This window comes from Sphingobium sp. VMM, from assembly GCF_056790315.1.
The window spans coordinates 165,796-182,952 of sequence record NZ_JBXGSI010000005.1; the positions used below are offsets into that span (position 1 = coordinate 165,796).

Sequence of the window (17,157 nt, forward strand, 5' to 3'; positions counted from 1 at the left end):
CTCAAACCTCCGCCTGGTTGCGGCGCCAGCTGCGGTCGAGCTGCCAGATGCCGAGCATCATGACGAGCTGCGACAGCACGACGCCGGCGATCGAGAAGACGGGCGCGACCAGCAGGGTCAGCAGCGTGACGGCGGCAATGCCGACGCCGCAGCTACGCAGGCTCTGGGCGGCGAGCGGACGGAACGCCTTGCGGGCCTGGGTCATGACGCTCATCGGCGTCTGTACGCACTGGACCAGCGAGAGCAGGGCGCAGAGCGCCACGGCAGTGATCACCAGCTGATGGTCGAGCGTGGGCTTGAGGATCAGGCCGGGAAAGAAATAGAGCGCACCGGCCGCGACGACGCAGGTGCCGAGCCACAGGAAGACAAGGGCGCCCATGAAGATGCGTTCCGACTGGATCGCCGCCTGATGATCGCCGCGCGCGACGGCACGGGTCATGCGCGGGCGTTCCAGCTGGGTGAGGGCGGTGATGCAGACATTGACCGGGCGGAAAAACAGCATGCCAACGGCGATCGGCGCGAAGGCGGTCGGCCCCGCGAGCAGGGTCACGGCATAGCTGTGGGCGTTCGACGTCGCCTCGGTCGACAGCACGCCGACCAGCGTCCATGCTGACTGTTCCTTCCACACCGGGCGATAGGCGCGCAGGGCGGCCAGCGGCGACATGGCGACATGGCGGCGCAGATAGGGACTGCCGAAGGGCAGCAGGCCGGCGAGGCTCGCGGCGACGAGCATGGTGCCGATGCCGGTGAGGTCCGCGCCGGTGCGCATCGCGACCAGCAGGCCGATGAGGATGGTCGCGGCATAGGCGATGTCGGATCGGGCCGCCTGCATCGGCGCATGATGGGCATAGGCGTTGGACCGGCCGAACCAGCGGATCAGCGACAAGGTGCCGGCCAGGCCGAAGACCAGGGCGGCCTGCGGCGTCGCGGTGGTCCAGGCGATGGCGGCGCAGATCAGCCCCTGGCTGAGCGAGAGCAGCAGGTTGACCGGAAAGAAGAAGCCATGCGCCGCGCGATCGACATCCTCGCCCTGATTGACGGCGATCGTATAGGGCGTCGACACCAGCGCGTTGGACAGGCTGTAGCCGAACTGGATGATGACCAGCAGGAAGGCGAGCACGCCGATGCCCGTGGTGGCGAGATGGTGGATCGAGAAAAGCTGGACCAGCAGATGGCTGACCGAGACGATCGCCGAGGAAAAGCTGGCGAGGCCGAAGCGGCCGAAGATGGTGCCCAGGCGCTGGGTACGGCCGGAAGCCGCCTGCGCCTCAGCCATGGCGGTGCTTCCAGATCAGCCACAGGGCATGGGGATTGGTGGTGATATAGCGCCAGGCCAGTTCCTTGGGCCGGGTGCCCATGCGGTGCAGCCATTCCAGGCCATTGCGCTGCATCCACATCGGCGCGCGCGGATAGTCGCCGGTGATATAGTTGAACAGGCCGCCGCAGGTGACGATCCAGCCGGCCTTGATCCGGTCGCGATTGCGCACGCAAAAGGCCTGCTCGCGCGGCTTGCCGGTGCCGACCCAGAGGACGTCGGGCGCGGCCGCGTTGATCGCGTCGATCACCGCATCTTCCTCTTCCGGCTTCCAGAAGCCGTTGCGGCGTCCCGCGACGGTGAGGCCGGGTGCCATCTCGACGATCCGATCGGCGCAGGCGGCGTTCACCTTTTCCTCGCCGCCGAGCAGATAGTAGCTGACCCCCGCCTTCGCTGCAGGCACCAGGCTGTCGATGAACATGTCGGTGGTGCTGGATCGATCGGCGATCGGCGGCTGGCCGACCCAGCGCGAGGCGGCGACGACGATCTGGCCATCGGCATGGATCAGGTCCGCCTGGGCCAGATTGTCGCGAAACCCCTTGTCCGTGGCGTTCATCGACAGGCCCTGACCATTGCAGTCGAAGATCAGCAGCGGGCGCTGGTCGAGCGCGCGGCGCAGCGGCGCTTCGCCCAGCATCCGGTCGATCAGCGCGTCGAGCGACAGGGTCGACACCGGAATGCCGCCGACCAGGGCGACCTCTTCCGGCGTGGACACGGGCTGTTGCAGCGGTTGGCGGGGAATGGCCTGCTCCAGGCTCATGCGATCACGCTCCCTGCGATTGCGACGCCGTGGCGGTCCAGATCGTCGATCACGCGGCGCATGTCGGCGATCGCGGTCTCACCGCGCCGGGCGACAATGGTGACGGCATCGAAGCCCGCGAGGATGGAGCCGAATGGTGTCTGCTCGCCGCGCCGCTGGGCGAGATAGAAGAGCATCGACGTGTCGTGCAGGCCCCAGCCGGCGGCGGTGTCCGCCAGCGGCCCCTTGGTCACCAGGCTCGATGCGCTGCCCGATGCCCGGCCGGCGGTCATCAGCCAGAGGCCATCGACCGCCGTGCGTGCGGCAGGCAGAAGCGCGGCGCTGCCCAGCAATTGTTCGGCCAGACCCGCCTTGTTGGCAACGCGGAACAGCCGGTCGAGCGAGGGGCGGTCGATATCGACATCGACCAGCATCGTTTGTCCGTCCATCTGTGCCATCACGACGGCCAGATTGGCGGCAAGGATCGCGGCCTCATCACCCGCATCGATCGACAGGATGGCAAGGCGCAGGGCTGCGCCGTCGCTGTCCTTTGCCGCCGCGCGCATCTTGGCGCGGATGGTGCGGACCTTGGCGGCATAGGCGTCCGCCGGGTCGAAGGCGCTGACCACCAACGGATCGACCCGCTGGTCGCCGGCCGCCAGCAGCGGGAAGCCGCCCTGCATGGCGAGGATGATGCCCGCTGTTTCAGGATCGAGCAGGCCAAGGTCGATCGCCGCCTGCTGGAAGGGCTGGCCGGCGGCATGGCCATGGGCTTCGATCCGGCCGATGTCGGTTTCGGCGAGGAAGCCATGTTCGACCGCGAGCTGCGCGAAATCCTTGGTATCGCGGGCGCGGGGCTTGAGGCCGGTCGTGGCGCCGGCGGTCAGATGGGGATGGGCACTAGCCGTGGAACGCAGTCTCATGCGGCCTCCTGTCGCTTGGGGAGCCAGCCGCCCCGCGCGGGGGCAGGCAGCAATTCGGTGATGACTTCGACCTCGGTCGCGCGAGCGACGCCGGCGGCGGAGCGGACGCGGGGTTGGGCGATTTCGATCAGGACGACCGCCGCGATGCCGCCGACCAGGCCAAGGGCGATGCCGCCCACCAGCCAGAGCAGCAGGTTGGGCTTGGCCGGCAGCAGCGGTACGGTCGCCTCGTCGAGCAGGCTGGCATTGGGCTGCGAGATCTGGCTCTTGAGGGCCGCTTCGTTGAAGCGCTGGCGCACCGTGTCATAGGTCTGGCGGGCCGCATCGACGTCGCGCTGCATGACCATCAACTGGTCCTGCACGTCCGACATGCGGATCATGCGGTCTTCCTGCGAAGCCATGTTCGACTTGAGATCGCCCTCGCGGCGGCTGGCGGCGACGCTGTTGGCGCTGACCGCACCGGCCTGGCTGGCGCGCGCGGCGCCAAGCTTGGTCTGGAGTTCGGACAATTGCGCCGAAGCGGCCGCCATGGTCGGATGGTTCGGACCAAGCGTCTTGCCCAGTTCCTGCACCTTGGCCGACTGGGCCGCGACCTGTTCCTGCAAATTCTGGACGATCAGCGACCCTTCGATGTCGGACACCGAACCGGCGCCGGCCTTGCCGCGCGCGGCGGCGGCTTCGGCCTGGGCCTGGGTCAGCTGATAGGACATGTTCTTCAGCTTCTCGGCCTCAAGATCCATGCGGTTGATGCCGATGATGTCATGGGCGCGCTGGAAGTCGGACAGGCGCTTCTGCGCATCCTCATAGCGGCGACGCACGTCGGCGGTCTGTTCGTTGAACCATTTGGCCGAGGTGCGCGCCGGTGAGGCGCGCAGTTCCACCTGCTCGCGCATGTAGATCTGCGCGGCGAGGTTGGCGACGCGGGCGGCGACCTGCGGATCGGGATCGAGATACTGGATTTGCAGCACGTTGCTCTGGCGGCCGGTGGTCACCAGCAGCCCGGCGCGCACGCGCGCGGCGGCCTGTTGCAGGCGGGCATCGGCCGGCATGTCCGCGGGCAGTGCGTCGATGAAGCCCGCTTCCTTGGCGACCGCATTGATCACCTTGGCGCTGCGGATGATGTCGGTCTGGGTGCCCAGGATCGAGTCCACCTCGACCCGGCCCTGATTCTGGGTCGTGTCGGTCGGATCGGTCTGCGACAGGTCGAGCATCAGCGAGGTCGTCGCCATATATTGGCGCGATTGCATGAAGGCTGCGACCGCGATCAGCAGGAACAGGGCGCCGCCGATCATCGCGGCGACCCGCCAGCGCGCCTTGACGGCGGCGGCAAGGTCCAGGGGGTTCATCGTCATAGTCCGTCCACTCCTCGGAGCATGGCGCGCATTTCCTCGGCCGGCGTCGGCGCGACGGTGCGCGGCGCGGGCTGCTTGGCCATCAGCAGCAGAAATTGCGGCGCCAGCGTATCTTCAAACATCCACAATTCGCCGCCCGGCGTGGGCGTAAGGGCAGGCTCCAACCGGGCCAGTGCATCGCTGGCATCGGCCTCCATGCCCGGATATTCGCCCAATATGTCGCTGCCGACGCGCAGCAGCCGCTCCAGCGAAATCGCCGACATCTGCGATGCGACGATGCCGGCCAGCGCGATCATCCGGCGCCCGGATGCGCTGTCGCGCAGGGCGCGGGTGAACAGGCCATGGCTGGCGCTGCTCATTTCCGCCCAGTCGTCCAGCGCGCTGGCCAGCCCCTGTTCGACATCGCTGGCGGTCACCTGCTCGCGGCCGCCGGCCTCGGTAACAAGCGCCGCCTGCATGCCGAACAGCCGGGCATGATAGGGCGACCCCATTGCCGCGCCGGCCAGTGCCTCGACGGCTTCGGGCGTAATCGACAATCCGGCCTTCTCGCCGCAGCTTGCCAGCAGCAGTTCCAGTTCGGGGCGGGCGATCGGGCTGACCCGCTGGGGCGCGATATGGCGGCGAAGCGAGGGATGGGCGGCGATCAGGCCGTCGACATCGCCGGCGATGCCGACCAGCACCACCTGCACCGGCGAATGGATATCGGTCAGCAGCTTGAGCAGCGTTGCGACATCCTGCTTGGCGGTGTCGGAGCGGACCCGGTCATATTCGTCGAGGATCAGGATGGAGCGCTGGCGCACCTCCTCGACCAGCAGGGTGGCAAGGCCATTCACGTCGAGCGGGCCGGTGGCAAGCTTGCGGGCCCGTTCCTGGCCCGCGCCGCTCATCGGCAGTTCGGTCAGGAAGGGACGGAACAGCGAGTCGAAATCGGCCTCGCCGCTCGCGGACCCGTAAAGGGCGACGCAGCCCGCCTCGTCCGCCAGATCGCCGAAGACGCGCGCAAGCGAGGTCTTGCCCGATCCGCGTGTGCCGAAGATGATCGCATGCTTGCGCTGGACCACGATCGCCTCGACCAGCTTTTCCAGCTCATTGTTGCGGCCGGCCAGACCATGACGGTCGGTCACCGGCATGGCGGTGTTGAAGGCGCTGTAGATCGAATCCCGGCGCAGGCTGATGGGCTTGAGCGGCGTTGCCATCGCGCCCATCGCCAGCGGTCGCGGGGTGTCGTCGGGCGCCGGTTCGGGCTCGGCCGTCCGGTGGAAACTCGGTGCGACCGGTTCCTCCAGCAGCAACGGAGCCTGATCGGGGATGACGCGGGCGGAGGGGCTGGACCCGCCGGCCAGTCGGCGCGGCAGGGACCAGAGCCAGTCGAGCGTGCCCGACGAGCGGGCGCCGAAATCATGTTCCATCGCGGTCAAAACAGCTTCTCCCGGATGATGAGGACGTCTTCGGGCTTGACCGGATCATCCAGCTTGGCCTGGACCTCCTGGCCGCCGCGCTTCACCTTGATGCTGCGGGTCGAACCGGCGAGGGTCGGACCACCGGCCAGGGCAAGCGCCTGGCGGAAGGTCTGGCCCGCAACATAGGAGAAGGCGCCGGGCTGCTGGACCTGGCCATAGACATAGACCTTCTCGGCCGGCGGCACGAACAGGATGTCGCCGGCCTGGAGCGGCCGTCCGGCGCCCGCGCTCATGTCGGTGAGCGAGATGCGTACCGCGCCGCTGCCATCGGCCGGGGTCAGGATGACGGCATTGGCGCCGGCCGTGGTCGCGCCGCCGGCCTTGGCCAGCATCGACGCCACGGTATAGTTGCGGTCGAGCGGATAATTGCCGGCCTGGGGCACATTGCCCAGCACCGTGACCGAGCGGCTGACATAGTCGCTTACCTCGACACTGACCGAGGGTTTGGTCAGATAACCGCCACCGGCATAGCTCGCCGCGATGTCGGATGCGAGCTGGGACGTGGTCTTGCCCTTCGCATCCACCGGCCCGACCAGCGCGAGCAGCACCGTGCCGTCGGCCTTGATCCGGGTTTCGGTGGACAGGTCGGGCTGGCCGAAGATCGAAATCTTGAGCTGATCGTCCGGACCGAGCAGATAGCCGGCGGGGGCAGACGCCGCCGGCCGCGCGGGCGTGGCGGCAACCGCCGCAGCCGCCGCAGGCGCCTGTGCCGTCTGGGTTTGCGCCGACAATGCGGTCGGCCCCGCCAGCAGGGGGAGGGCGGCAAGGATATGGAAGCGTGTCGCTATTCTCATGGGTCAGGCTCCCTTCGGGTCAAAAGCGCAGCAGGGCTGAGAGCGTCACCTGCGTGCCGCTATAGTTGGAGACATCGGTGTCGGTACGACGGCGGTAATGCTGGGCGTCGAGGCTGAGATCGAAGCGATCGGTCAGCTTGCGCTTGAGCGTCGCGCCGAACTGGCGATTGCGGTCCGCCTCGATCGAGAAGGGGCGCAGCGCCGCATCCTGCCGGAACTTGCGCCTCTGCCAGTCGGCGTAGAGGCCGGCCGAGGTCAGCTCGCTGATCGCGAACTCCCCCTCGATCCGATAGCTGGACCGGATCGCGAAGCCACTGGCGATCAGGCTGTCATTCATGATGTCGCGGGCGGTGGAGGCGGTCAGCTTCACGCGCGGGATGATGCTGGTCGACAGCCGGACATCCCAGCCCATGCCATTATAAGTGCCGACGGCGGCGGAATCGCTGCTGACATCCAGCCATTGCAGGTCGGCATCGATCTGGGTGATCGGCGTCACCGACCGCTGGAAGCGCAGGCCATAGGCGTTGATCCGGTTCTTGATGCCCAGCGTGCGCCGGTCGCTGACCGTGCGCTCATAATAAGTGGTGAGCGTGCCGAAACTGGGCTTGTTATAGCCAAGGCCAACCTTGAAGCTGTCGCTGTCCTGGTCGGCATAGTCGAAATCATCGGCGTTGCGGGTCGTGTCATGCTGGTAGCCGGCGACCGGGAAGAAGCCCGGCCGTTCGCACGACAGGTCGGCCCCCAGCGTGGAGAAACGCTGGAGATTTTCGGTCGCGGCGTTGATGTCGCCATAATCGGCGCGCTGCTGGCGATAGCTGGCGCGCGGCGTGATGCCGCAGGTCGCTCCGAATCGAATCGTCGCCTTGGCCTCCGCATCGAGTCGCAGCTTGCTGCGCTGGGTCTCCGACACGAACTGGTCATAGCCGGCCTTGGCCCGGATCTGGATGTCGTGCCGCCCGATCGGATGGGCATAGGTCGCCTCGATCGAGGGTGTGACGATCAGGTCGCCGGTGGGGTCTTCGACCCGGTCGTCGACGCGATAGACATTGTCGTCATAGAGAAGATCGAGCCCGGCCGTCAGGTGCAGGCCGAGCGTATCTATGCGCTTGTCATCATCCTGGGCCTGCGCCGTGGAGGGCAGGCCGGCGAACAGCATTGCGCCGCCAAGAGCGGCCATGGCGGCCGCATGCGGCCATGCAAAATCATTTGGTGCGGGCGCACAGGGGCGCGCCCGCAAACACGGGTTATGGGCATTATCCAAACGCATGAATCCTTATTGCATTGCAGCAACAAGGGGCATGCTAATCGTATTTTTACGTAATGCACACGGGTCCGGACGCGACTTGTCGCGCCAAAACAACGGCTCGTTTCATCGACGAAAGGAGCCGTTAACAGCCGATCCCGGCTGTTAATCTGAGGGCAAGGAAACTGGCCCCGATCAGAAGATCAGATAAGCGATCGCGCCGATTGCCGCGCAGAAGGCGAGGATGCCTGCCCAGCGCGAAACAAACTGAATCGGTCCTTCTGCGCGGTCGGCGATCGACAGCGCATGGCCGTTTTCGGGGAGATCGCGGACGGCGATGCCCGCATCGGAAAAGGAGGTTTTCGTTGCGGCAACTGCCGCCAATTCATCAGCCACGACCGTCATCCTGGGAACTTTATGAACGGCCGTTAATATAGGATTTTAGGGTTCACAAATAGTTTACATCGGCATGAAAGCCGGCTCAGCTCATCGCAAAAGCCGGCTTCTGATGCGGAAAATCCTCAATCCTGGTCAAAGCCCCTGTAAACATTGGAGCTTCGTCAGGGCGTGGGATCAATAGGCGTTGCGGTGAACCAGAACCCGTGCCGTGCCGACCAGGATGCCGATGTCGCGCATCAGGCTCCAGCCATGCAGATATTCCAGATCCGCCTCGACCCGGTTCAGAATGTCGCGACGGGTTTCGGTCGCGCCGCGGAAGCCGCGGATCTGGGCCAGGCCGGTGATGCCGGGCTTGAGCGCATGGCGATGCCAATATTGGCGGTCGACCTGCCAGAACAGCTGGTCCTCGGCGGTCGAGCCCAGCGCATGGGGGCGCGGGCCGACCAGGCTCATCTCGCCGAGCAGCACGTTGAGCAGCTGGGGCAGCTCGTCGATGCTGGTGCTGCGGATGAAGCGGCCGACGCGGGTGATGCGGTTATCGTCGCGCTGGGTCGAGGTGGCGCCGGCGGTGTCGCACTGTTCCACCCGCATGCTGCGGAACTTGAGGATGTGGAACAGGCGGTTGCCGCGGCCGATCCGTTCCTGGCGGAAGAAGACCGGGCCTGGCGAGTCCAGTCGGATGGCGACGGCCACAGCGATCATCAGCGGCGCAAGCGCGATCAGCACCGGCACGGTGAGGATGATGTCGAGCAGCCGCTTCTTGGCGCGATTGGCAAGATTGAGCGGGCCGCGAGCGACCACCAGCGTCGACACGCCGCGATGGCTCTGCACCGCGAGCGGCGCCATCGGGTCGAGTTCCGGCACGATGATCTCGCCCAGGATATTGCCGCCCTTGAGCATCTGCGCCCAGTCGGCCTTGCGCTCCAGCGGGCAGGAAATGACCACCCGATCGAAATCCCGCAGCAGCATGCCCAGGCGATGCAGCATATAGGGATCGTCAAGATCGGCGCGCAGGCCGAGCGTCGGTGCATCCACGATCGTCATGCCGTTCACATCGTCGGGGATCAGGCCGTCGTCGATGATCAGCAACTGGGCGAACAGCCCTTCGGCGAAATGGCGACGAACGGCGCGGACGACCAGCACCCGCTGCATCACGATCAGCGCGCCGCTGAAGAACAGACCCGTGCTGATGCCCAAGCGCGAGAAATTGTCGGTGACCTTCAGCGAGAAGACGACGAGCAGGAAGATCAGCAGGGTTCCGGCGAAGGCCATTACTGCACTGCGGCATGAAGCCGTCATGCTGGTCAGGCAACGTGGGTTATAGGCCTGGTTGTGAAAGGCGATGGTGCCATAGACCAAGATGCCGCCGGCGAGCGGCTGCCAGACCTCCATCGACAGGATCGGAATACCCGCCACGCGCAGGCCGATGACGAACCCTGCGGCCAGGGCCATCATGTCTGCAAGCAGCAGAACCAGGCTCAGCCACAGGCGCGCGTTCCGCTGGAAAGCGGCGGTGGCGGGCTGGCGACTGGGGGTTCCTGCAATCGCCAGATCTATTTTGGACATCGGCAACCCTTTAAATGCGTCGTGACGTCATGGTCCGCCCGCCCGTCGTCAGACGGTGGCGATCTTTCCCCAGGACATCCGCTGCCTTTGATTTATGTTGCGTAGCAGCAGGACATAGTTGCTCGGTTGTTACAATTGGGGGAGGGATATTCGGACGCACATTTCCGACGATCCGTTGAGCGCCCATTTTTCATCCTGCCGCCCCTTCGTTCTGTCGCAGGGAAAATCGATCAGGCGCGGTGAGAGGCCTTGCCGGCCTGATGGAAACGACGTCGAATCAAATCGCTCAGCGAAACAGCCACCAGCCGATCAGAAGCAGCGCGCCGACGAGGGCCACGGGGCCGGCCCAGCGTGACAGGAACTGCACGCCGGCTTCGGCCAGATGATGGGGGAAAGGCCAGATTCTGGGGCCATCCGCATCCTCGCCATGCTGCGGGACGGGATCATGTCGTGGCGCCGACCGGGCGCTGTCGTGTCCGGCGTTGCGATCTTGCGGTGGCGGAAACAGATCGACCATCATCATTCCCGATGCGATGCGAGAATAGCGACCGCAGATCACGATAACCCGCGGCCGGGCAAAGATAAACCATTATCCCCGCCCGGCCGCGTTCGGTTCAATAGCGGAAACGGGCCGATGCATAGACGGTGCGTCCCGGTTCGGGAAAACCATCCGTCAGCGTGTAATAGTCATCGAACAGATTGCGCCCGCCAATGCCGAGGTCGATCTGGTCGGTCAGCGCCAGATCGACGCGCAGGCTGGCATTCACATAGGCGCCGGTGCGGTAATAGCGGGCTGGCTGTGAAGCCGGGGTCGCGGTGAACAGGGTCCAGCGGTTCGATGCCAGATCGACGCTGGGGACGATGTGCAATCGTTCGACCGGTGCCCAGTCGAGATAGGCAAAGCCCTTGTGCGTGGGAACGCCGGTGGGGCGGAAGCGCGCGTTGGACGGATCGGTCAGATCGCGCTTGATGCCGGTATAGTTGATGCCCGCGTCCAGCCCCGGCAGCAGCGTCGCCGACGCCGACAGTTCGACGCCATAATATTCACCCTTGCCGACATTGCGGCTCTGGCTGAGGTTGGTGAGGGCGCAGCCCGTGGTCGGCACTGCGGGCGGCGTGGTCGATGCGGTGCAGGGATAGGCCGGCGTCGGCACGCTGAAGATGGCGTCCCGCACCCAACTGTAGAAGAGCGCGCCTTCCAGCCGGATCGACCCCTGGCTCCAACTGCCGCCGATTTCCGCATTGGTCGCCCGTTCGGCCTTCAGGTCGGGGTTGGGAATAGCGGTGTTGAAGCGCTGGCTGAACCGTTCAAAGATGGTCGGGAAGCGGGCACGCGATGACAGGCTGGCGTGGAGCGACAGCGCATCGCTGGCCTGCCAGTCGAACCGGCCCTGCGCGTTCCAGGTGTCGGCGTCCCTGCGCGGATAATTGTAAATGACCGATGGCGTGCCCGACGTGCCGAGCGGGGCGCCATATTCCTCGGCCCGTTCCAGGTTGCGCCAGTCATAGCTGCCACCCAGGGTGAAGCGGAGCGTCGGGCTCAGCGCCAGCTCATTTTCCAGCGCGATGGAATAGGTGGCCTCGCTCTGGGTCTGTTTCGGTTCCGTGGTGGCGACGCCGGCCGTCGAAAAGCTGGTCTGATATTCGACATGCTCATCATGGCGATAATGGAAGGCGAGGCGCAGCGTGTCCGCATCGGTCGCACTGAAATCGAGCTGGGCCGATCCGCCCCAGGCCTTGTCTTCATAGGGGCTGTCAAAGGCATAGGGCCGGCTCTGCGTGGTCTGTGTCCGGTCGTTGAACGAGCGAAGCATCGAATCGAACTGGTTATAATAAGCGCGGGTCTTGAGCGTCGCCCGGTCGCCCAGCGCCGTGGTCGACAGGAAATAGACGCTGGTGATGTCCCAGGACGGCCAGTCCCAGAAACGCGCCGTGGTGACCGTGTCGCTGATATGCAGCGGCGCGCCCTTCGACCCTTCCTGATGGGTATAGCTCAGCGCATATTCGTCGGTGGCGTTGGGAGTGAAGCCGATCTTGGCATTGACCCGCCAGTCTTCCGCCCGTGAAAAGTCGCGCGCTCCGCCATCTTCCAGTGTGGGCACGTGTGGCGTGAAACCATTGGGCAGATCCCAATGATCGGTAAAGCTGCGGGCATAGCTGGCCTGCGCATACCAGAGGTCGTGCCGGGTGCCGACCTTGGCCGAGGTGGTATAGCCGGCATAGTCCATGTCATTGTCGAAGCTGACCTGTCCGCGCAGGTCGATGTCGAGCGCCTTGGTCGGCTTGCTGGTCACCAGGTTGATCGCGCCACCCATGGCGCCGGGTCCGTCCAGCACGGAGGCATAGCCCTTGGCAACCTGGACCTCGGCAATGTCGGTGGTCAGGAAGCGGCCATAATCGAGCCGGTTGTCGGCGGGCAGATAGACACGGATGCCATCCATCGAGAGCGGCACCTGGAACCGGTCGAAGCCACGCACGAAGACCAGCCGCTCGTTGCGGGTGCCGCCGCTGTTGCCGGCGGACACGCCGGGCATGAGGTTGACCGCATCGTCGAGCGAGGTGCGGTTGAAACTGTAGATGGCATCAGAGGACAGGGTGCTGCCGTCAATCTCGATCCCGCTGGTGCGGGGGGCGGTGACGATGATCTGGCCGAGCGAGAAGCGATCGCTGTCGCCCGTCGCGTCGGGCGCGCCCTGCGCCGCTGCCGTCGCAGCCCAGCAGCAGGCGCTGGCCAGCAAAATGCGCATCATGGTCTGTCGCATGATAATCCCACTATTCTTGGTCGTTCGACTCGCTATATCCCGCGGTATATAGTTTTGCTTTCGGGAGGGAAGCCCGTGCGTCAGCCACTGTTCCTGCTGTTTCCGGCCCTGTGCGCGGCCTTGGTGCCGGCATCGGCCTTTGCGCAAATGTCGGGCACGCCGGCCTGCGCTGCCCCGGCCGATCCGCCGGCGGAGATGGCATCCTGGCGCGCGCCGCAGCCGATGCAGGCGGCGGCGGATGCCAAGGGAGCCGGCAAGGTCATGCTGAAAGCCGGGCAGGCCGTGACGCTGACCCTGCTGCCGACGCCCAGGATCAGCTATCCGCTTCGCCCGGCCAAGCCGGGCGGCAGTGTCAGCTTCGGTGGCATCGTCCATTTCACCGTCGATCAGCCCGGCACCTGGCGAGTGGCGCTGAGCAGTGGCGCCTGGGTCGATGTGGTGAAGGACGGCACCGCCGCGACCTCGACCGCGCATGGCCATGGCCCCGATTGCACCGGCATCCGCAAGATGGTTGATTACAGCCTGGAACCGGGCGACTATATCCTGCAACTTGCGGCCAATGGCGATCCGCAGATGATGGTGCTGGTGACCCGCCTGCCGTGAAGCCGGCGCGCTGGCCGTTATTGCTCGCGACGCTGCTGCTGATCGGGGCAGGGCGGCCATGGCATTGGAGCTTGCCCCTGGGCGAAGCACCGCCCCCGGTCCCGGTCGGCAACGCAATGAGCGCGGCGAAGGTCGAGCTTGGCCGCCGCCTTTTCTATGACGCCGACCTGTCGGCCAATGGCACGTTGAGCTGTGCCGGATGCCATGAGCAGCATCGCGGCTTTGCCGACGGCAATCGCACGCGGCCCGGCGTCCATGGCGATCCGGGGCTGCGCAATGTGCCGGGCCTGGCCAATGTCGCCTGGTTGCCGCGCCTCACCATGGCCGATCCGGCGATCACCAGCCTGGAGGCGCAGGTTGCGGTGCCCCTGCTGGGCGAGCATCCCGTCGAAATGGGGATGAAGGGGCTGGAGGCGGAACTCCCGCGTCGGCTGGGCGCCAATGCCTGCTATCGGCGGATGTTCGCGCGCGCCTTTCCGGACCGTCGCGGCCGGATCGACATCGCGACGGTGTCGGCGGCACTGGCGGCGTTCGAACGCACGCTGATTTCGCGCGACAGCCCCTATGATCGCGATCGACGGGGGCAGGCCGATGCCCTGTCGATGTTGGCCCGGCGAGGCGCACATCTGTTCGCGGACAAGGGCTGTGCGTCATGCCATGCGGGGCGGGATTTCAGCGACGGCGCCTATCATCGGCTGGAACCGGCGACGGCCACCGATCCGGGGCTGGCGGAAAAGACGGGGCTGACCAGTGATGCCGGGCGTTTTCGCACGCCCCCGCTCCGCAATGTCGCGGTGACCGGTCCCTGGTGGCATGATGGGTCCGCGCAAACGCTGGATGCGGCGATCCTGCGCCATGGCCAGCAACTGACCGACGCCGAACGGATAGCGATCACGGCTTTCCTCGACAGCCTGACCGATCAGGCGTTCCTCACCGATCCACGCTTCGCCATGCCGGACGAAGCCTGCGGCAAGAAATTATGAAAGAGGGGCGGGCAGGGGGATCGGCCGCAGCAGGGCGTCAAGCTGGCCCTGCGCCTGTCCGCCGGTCGCGGTGAGCGCGGCCTCTTCCAGCGCTCGATAGGCGGCGAGCACGGCCTGACCTGCTTCCGTCACCCGCGCGCCACGATCACGGCCGCCGCCGGCGACCGTCTCGACCAGCCGGTCGTTCCAGCAGCGGTTCATCGTGTCGACCAGCAGCCAGCTGCGCCGATAGCTCATGCCCAGCACCCGCGCGGCCGCCGATATGGAGCCGTGCAGCGCGATCGCATCGAGCAGATCGGCCTTGCCCGGTCCCATGGCGATCTCATCCCCGCAAAGGATCTGGATCTTGAGCTTGAGCGTTCCGGTCTGCATGGCCCTGCCTGATTGCGTGGAATTTGCCCCTCTTAGCCCGTTGTCGCAGGTTCAGCGAGGGGGTGACATGGCCCGCATTTGCTGTCGCCTTGGAATTGCCGAATTCCTGTGGGACAGGCGCAATGGTCGCCGAAAAACATAGATAGCCGGATAGAGAGACATGCCCCAGCCTTCCGCCCCGATCCAGATTGCGCGCCTGCGCCAGCCGATCGGCCTGTTGATCGGAACGGCATTGGGGGCTGCATTGCTGACGCCGGGCCTTGCAGCCGAGCCTGCGCCGTTCGAGCTGACCGGGCCGGACCTAAAGGTCAGCGTGACCCGCGGCACGACCAGCTTGCCGATCAGCCAGGTGCCGAGCCTGAGGGCGGGCGACAAGCTGCTGATCGAGCCTAATCTGCCCAAGGAACAGGGTGCCAATTTCGTGCTGATGTCGGCCTTCCTGCGGGGCGCGACCAATCCGCCGCCCAAGGACTGGATCGACAGCGCGGAGACATGGAAGAAGAAGGACAAGGATCGACGCCTCGCGCTGACCGTGCCGGACGGCGCGCGTCAGATGGTGCTGTTCCTGGTGCCCGAGACCGGCGGTGGGGAGGGCACGGTCAGCGATGCGGTGCGGGGAAAACCCGGCGAGTTCGTGCGGGCTACGCAGGAACTCAATCAGGCGTCGCTTGATCGCTCGCGGCTGGATGCCTTCATGACGGCGATCCGGACACAGGAAAACAGCCATCCCGAATTCCTGCGCAGCGTCGCCCCGGCGCTGGCCCGCAGCCTGTCGATGAAGCTCAACGAGGATTGCCTGTCCAAGGTGATCGAGCTTCAGGCGGCCTGCTTGCTGGAAAATAAGGACCAGTTGGTCCTCGCCGATGTTCACAGCAGTTCGATTGCCGAGACGCTGAGTGGCACGCCGACCGACCTGGCCCTGCAACTCGCCTCCACGCGTGAGGCGGGCTATGGCTATTACAGCCCCTATATCGGCGTGGTGCGCGATCTGGCCCGGATGTTTGGGGCCTTCAGCAGCCCCAGCTTCGAATATCTGCCCACCGTCAGCCTGCGCCGCGACGACAATATCGGGCTGATGCTGAACAAGGCGCCGTCCTTCGCCAAGCCCAAGTCGGTGATGGTGGTCGGCATGCCCTCGATCGAGGCGGACAGCCCGCCGCGCCTGCGCAGCGGTGCGCAGGCACCGATCTGCGCGGCATTGCCCGGCACGGTGCTGCCGGTCGAGGGGGCGCCGCTCATCTATTCGACCAGCTATGCGCGCGGCATGACGGTGCAGTTGAAGGCAGCGTCGGGTCAGACGATCGAATATCCGCTGGAGGCGCGGGCCGACCGGGGCGGCTATGTGATCCGCGCCGATGGTCCCTGGCCGGCTGACTTCAGGGGATCGATCGAGGCTCATGTCTATGGTCAATGGGGGTTCGACCGGTTCGAAGGCCCCGATTACATCCTGCAGCGGCCCGATGATGCGGCCTGGCAGGTGAAGGGCGAGGCGCCGACACTGGTCGTCGGCCGCGACAATGGCCTGACGCTGACGGGCGGTGCGCCTTCTTGCGTCGAAAGTGTCACCCTGCGCCAGGGCAATGCAGCGCCCCAGGCGATCGGCTGGAAGGTGCAGGGCCGCGATGCGCTGGACCTGACCCTGCCGCTTGCTGATCGGCGCGCTGGACCTGTCACTGTCGATGTCAAATATCAGGGCGTGGCCAAGCCATTCTCCATGGCGCTGCGCGCCTACGCCCAGGCGAGCAAGCTGGACGGCCTGACCGTGCATCAGGGTGACAATTGGGGAGAAATGACGGGGCAACGCCTCGATCAGGTGGCGAGCGTCGACCTGGGCGGGCGTAGCTGGAAACCCGATGGCCTGAGCCGCGACGGTTCGGTCGATCGGCTGCGTCTGACGGCCGCGGGCGATGGGACTGTGCCAGCCGAAGGCGCCAGCGCCCGCGTGCAGCTGGAGGATGGGCGGACCGTATCCGTGCCGGTCACGATTGCCCCCGCGCGGCCCCGTGTGGCCCTGCTCAACAAGAGCGTCACGCCGGCCGCGGCAACGGGTCTGCCGGTGACGCTGGGCGGATCGGACGTGCTGCCCAATAACGGGCGCCTCATCTTTTCCGTGCAGGCGCAGGACGGCACCAAATTGGCCATGGCCGATGCGATCGAGGTGGCGACGCAGGATGGCGGCGCCAGCGTCCGGCTGACGGCCGGTTCCGGCCTGCAACTGCAAAGTCCGCAGGTGATGGTGGCGACCCTGGATCCCGCGGCGCTCGGCCCCGCCTTCGGCCCGCTGCAATTCCGCATCGTGCGGGGCCGCGAACAGGGGGATTGGCAGCCGCTGATGCCGCTTGCCCGCCTGCCGCGGATCGAGGCGGTGGATTGCGCGGGCCAGGAGCAGAAGGATCAGGGCTGCACCATCAAGGGACGCGACCTGTTCCTGGTCGATGCCGTCGCCGGCAATCCCGCCTTTGATCAGCCGGCGCCGGTGGCGCAGGGCTTCACCGGATCGACCCTGACGGTCCCGGCGCCGACGGATGGCAAGCTTTATGTCCGCCTGCGCGACGCGCAGGGCGCGATGCTGGTGGTGCAGGCGCCATCACCCGCCGCCTGATCGCCTTCCCGATCACGGCTGGCCACGCTAGGCTGGCCGAATAG

General features: G+C 66.1%; 15 protein-coding genes. 3 read left to right on the forward strand and 12 right to left on the reverse strand.

What is annotated here, in order from left to right; all coding sequences use genetic code 11:
* Position 1: 1 nt before the first annotated feature.
* From ACUCV3_RS08755 to ACUCV3_RS08805, 11 genes are all read right to left on the reverse strand, one after another.
* Positions 2-1,276 carry a polysaccharide biosynthesis protein gene (locus tag ACUCV3_RS08755; RefSeq protein WP_279731076.1) on the reverse strand — a complete coding sequence of 425 codons (1,275 nt, stop codon included), beginning with the start codon at positions 1,274-1,276 and terminating at the stop codon, positions 2-4.
* Entirely contained in the window at positions 1,269-2,075 is an 807-nt protein-coding gene (locus ACUCV3_RS08760) for a WecB/TagA/CpsF family glycosyltransferase (RefSeq protein WP_136187152.1), read from the reverse strand. The genes ACUCV3_RS08755 and ACUCV3_RS08760 overlap by 8 nt, the downstream gene beginning before the upstream one ends.
* Positions 2,072-2,977, reverse strand: coding sequence for a P-loop NTPase family protein (locus ACUCV3_RS08765; protein WP_099232688.1), 906 nt, complete (start codon positions 2,975-2,977; stop codon positions 2,072-2,074). Before ACUCV3_RS08765 ends, ACUCV3_RS08760 begins: the two co-directional genes overlap by 4 nt.
* The gene (locus ACUCV3_RS08770) at positions 2,974-4,329 is read right to left on the reverse strand and encodes a GNVR domain-containing protein (RefSeq protein WP_017499212.1); all 1,356 of its coding nucleotides are present in this window, start codon (positions 4,327-4,329) and stop codon (positions 2,974-2,976) included. The genes ACUCV3_RS08765 and ACUCV3_RS08770 overlap by 4 nt, the downstream gene beginning before the upstream one ends.
* Entirely contained in the window at positions 4,326-5,738 is a 1,413-nt protein-coding gene (locus ACUCV3_RS08775; protein ID WP_482240582.1) for an AAA family ATPase, read from the reverse strand. The genes ACUCV3_RS08770 and ACUCV3_RS08775 overlap by 4 nt, the downstream gene beginning before the upstream one ends.
* 5 nt (positions 5,739-5,743) lie before the next feature.
* The gene (locus ACUCV3_RS08780; RefSeq protein ID WP_279731112.1) at positions 5,744-6,583 is read right to left on the reverse strand and encodes a polysaccharide biosynthesis/export family protein; all 840 of its coding nucleotides are present in this window, start codon (positions 6,581-6,583) and stop codon (positions 5,744-5,746) included.
* A gap of 19 nt (positions 6,584-6,602) precedes the next feature.
* Positions 6,603-7,760 carry a hypothetical protein gene (locus ACUCV3_RS08785; protein WP_279731113.1) on the reverse strand — a complete coding sequence of 386 codons (1,158 nt, stop codon included), beginning with the start codon at positions 7,758-7,760 and terminating at the stop codon, positions 6,603-6,605.
* A gap of 261 nt (positions 7,761-8,021) precedes the next feature.
* Entirely contained in the window at positions 8,022-8,231 is a 210-nt protein-coding gene (locus ACUCV3_RS08790; RefSeq protein ID WP_010339081.1) for a hypothetical protein, read from the reverse strand.
* Positions 8,232-8,399: 168 nt separating this feature from the next.
* The gene (locus ACUCV3_RS08795; RefSeq protein WP_004212431.1) at positions 8,400-9,791 is read right to left on the reverse strand and encodes a sugar transferase; all 1,392 of its coding nucleotides are present in this window, start codon (positions 9,789-9,791) and stop codon (positions 8,400-8,402) included.
* 286 nt (positions 9,792-10,077) lie between these two features.
* Complete coding sequence (locus ACUCV3_RS08800; RefSeq protein ID WP_279731114.1) at positions 10,078-10,314, reverse strand: hypothetical protein; 237 nt, start codon at positions 10,312-10,314, stop codon at positions 10,078-10,080.
* A gap of 91 nt (positions 10,315-10,405) precedes the next feature.
* Positions 10,406-12,553, reverse strand: a complete 2,148-nt coding sequence (locus tag ACUCV3_RS08805) for a TonB-dependent receptor plug domain-containing protein (protein ID WP_279731115.1) — start codon at positions 12,551-12,553, stop codon at positions 10,406-10,408.
* A 75-nt stretch (positions 12,554-12,628) separates the two neighbouring features.
* Here ACUCV3_RS08805 and ACUCV3_RS08810 point away from each other — a divergent pair, with 75 nt between their 5' ends.
* Both ACUCV3_RS08810 and ACUCV3_RS08815 read left to right on the forward strand, forming a co-directional pair.
* Positions 12,629-13,156 carry a hypothetical protein gene (locus ACUCV3_RS08810; protein ID WP_279731116.1) on the forward strand — a complete coding sequence of 176 codons (528 nt, stop codon included), beginning with the start codon at positions 12,629-12,631 and terminating at the stop codon, positions 13,154-13,156.
* A complete protein-coding gene (locus tag ACUCV3_RS08815) occupies positions 13,153-14,139 on the forward strand; it encodes a cytochrome-c peroxidase (RefSeq protein ID WP_482240559.1) in 987 nt (328 codons plus the stop codon). The genes ACUCV3_RS08810 and ACUCV3_RS08815 overlap by 4 nt, the downstream gene beginning before the upstream one ends.
* Here the strand turns inward: ACUCV3_RS08815 and ACUCV3_RS08820 are convergent.
* Complete coding sequence (locus ACUCV3_RS08820; RefSeq protein ID WP_279731118.1) at positions 14,134-14,511, reverse strand: winged helix-turn-helix domain-containing protein; 378 nt, start codon at positions 14,509-14,511, stop codon at positions 14,134-14,136. The genes ACUCV3_RS08815 and ACUCV3_RS08820 overlap by 6 nt on opposite strands.
* 160 nt (positions 14,512-14,671) lie before the next feature.
* Here ACUCV3_RS08820 and ACUCV3_RS08825 point away from each other — a divergent pair, with 160 nt between their 5' ends.
* Positions 14,672-17,113, forward strand: coding sequence for a hypothetical protein (locus ACUCV3_RS08825; RefSeq protein WP_279731119.1), 2,442 nt, complete (start codon positions 14,672-14,674; stop codon positions 17,111-17,113).
* Positions 17,114-17,157 lie beyond the last annotated feature (44 nt).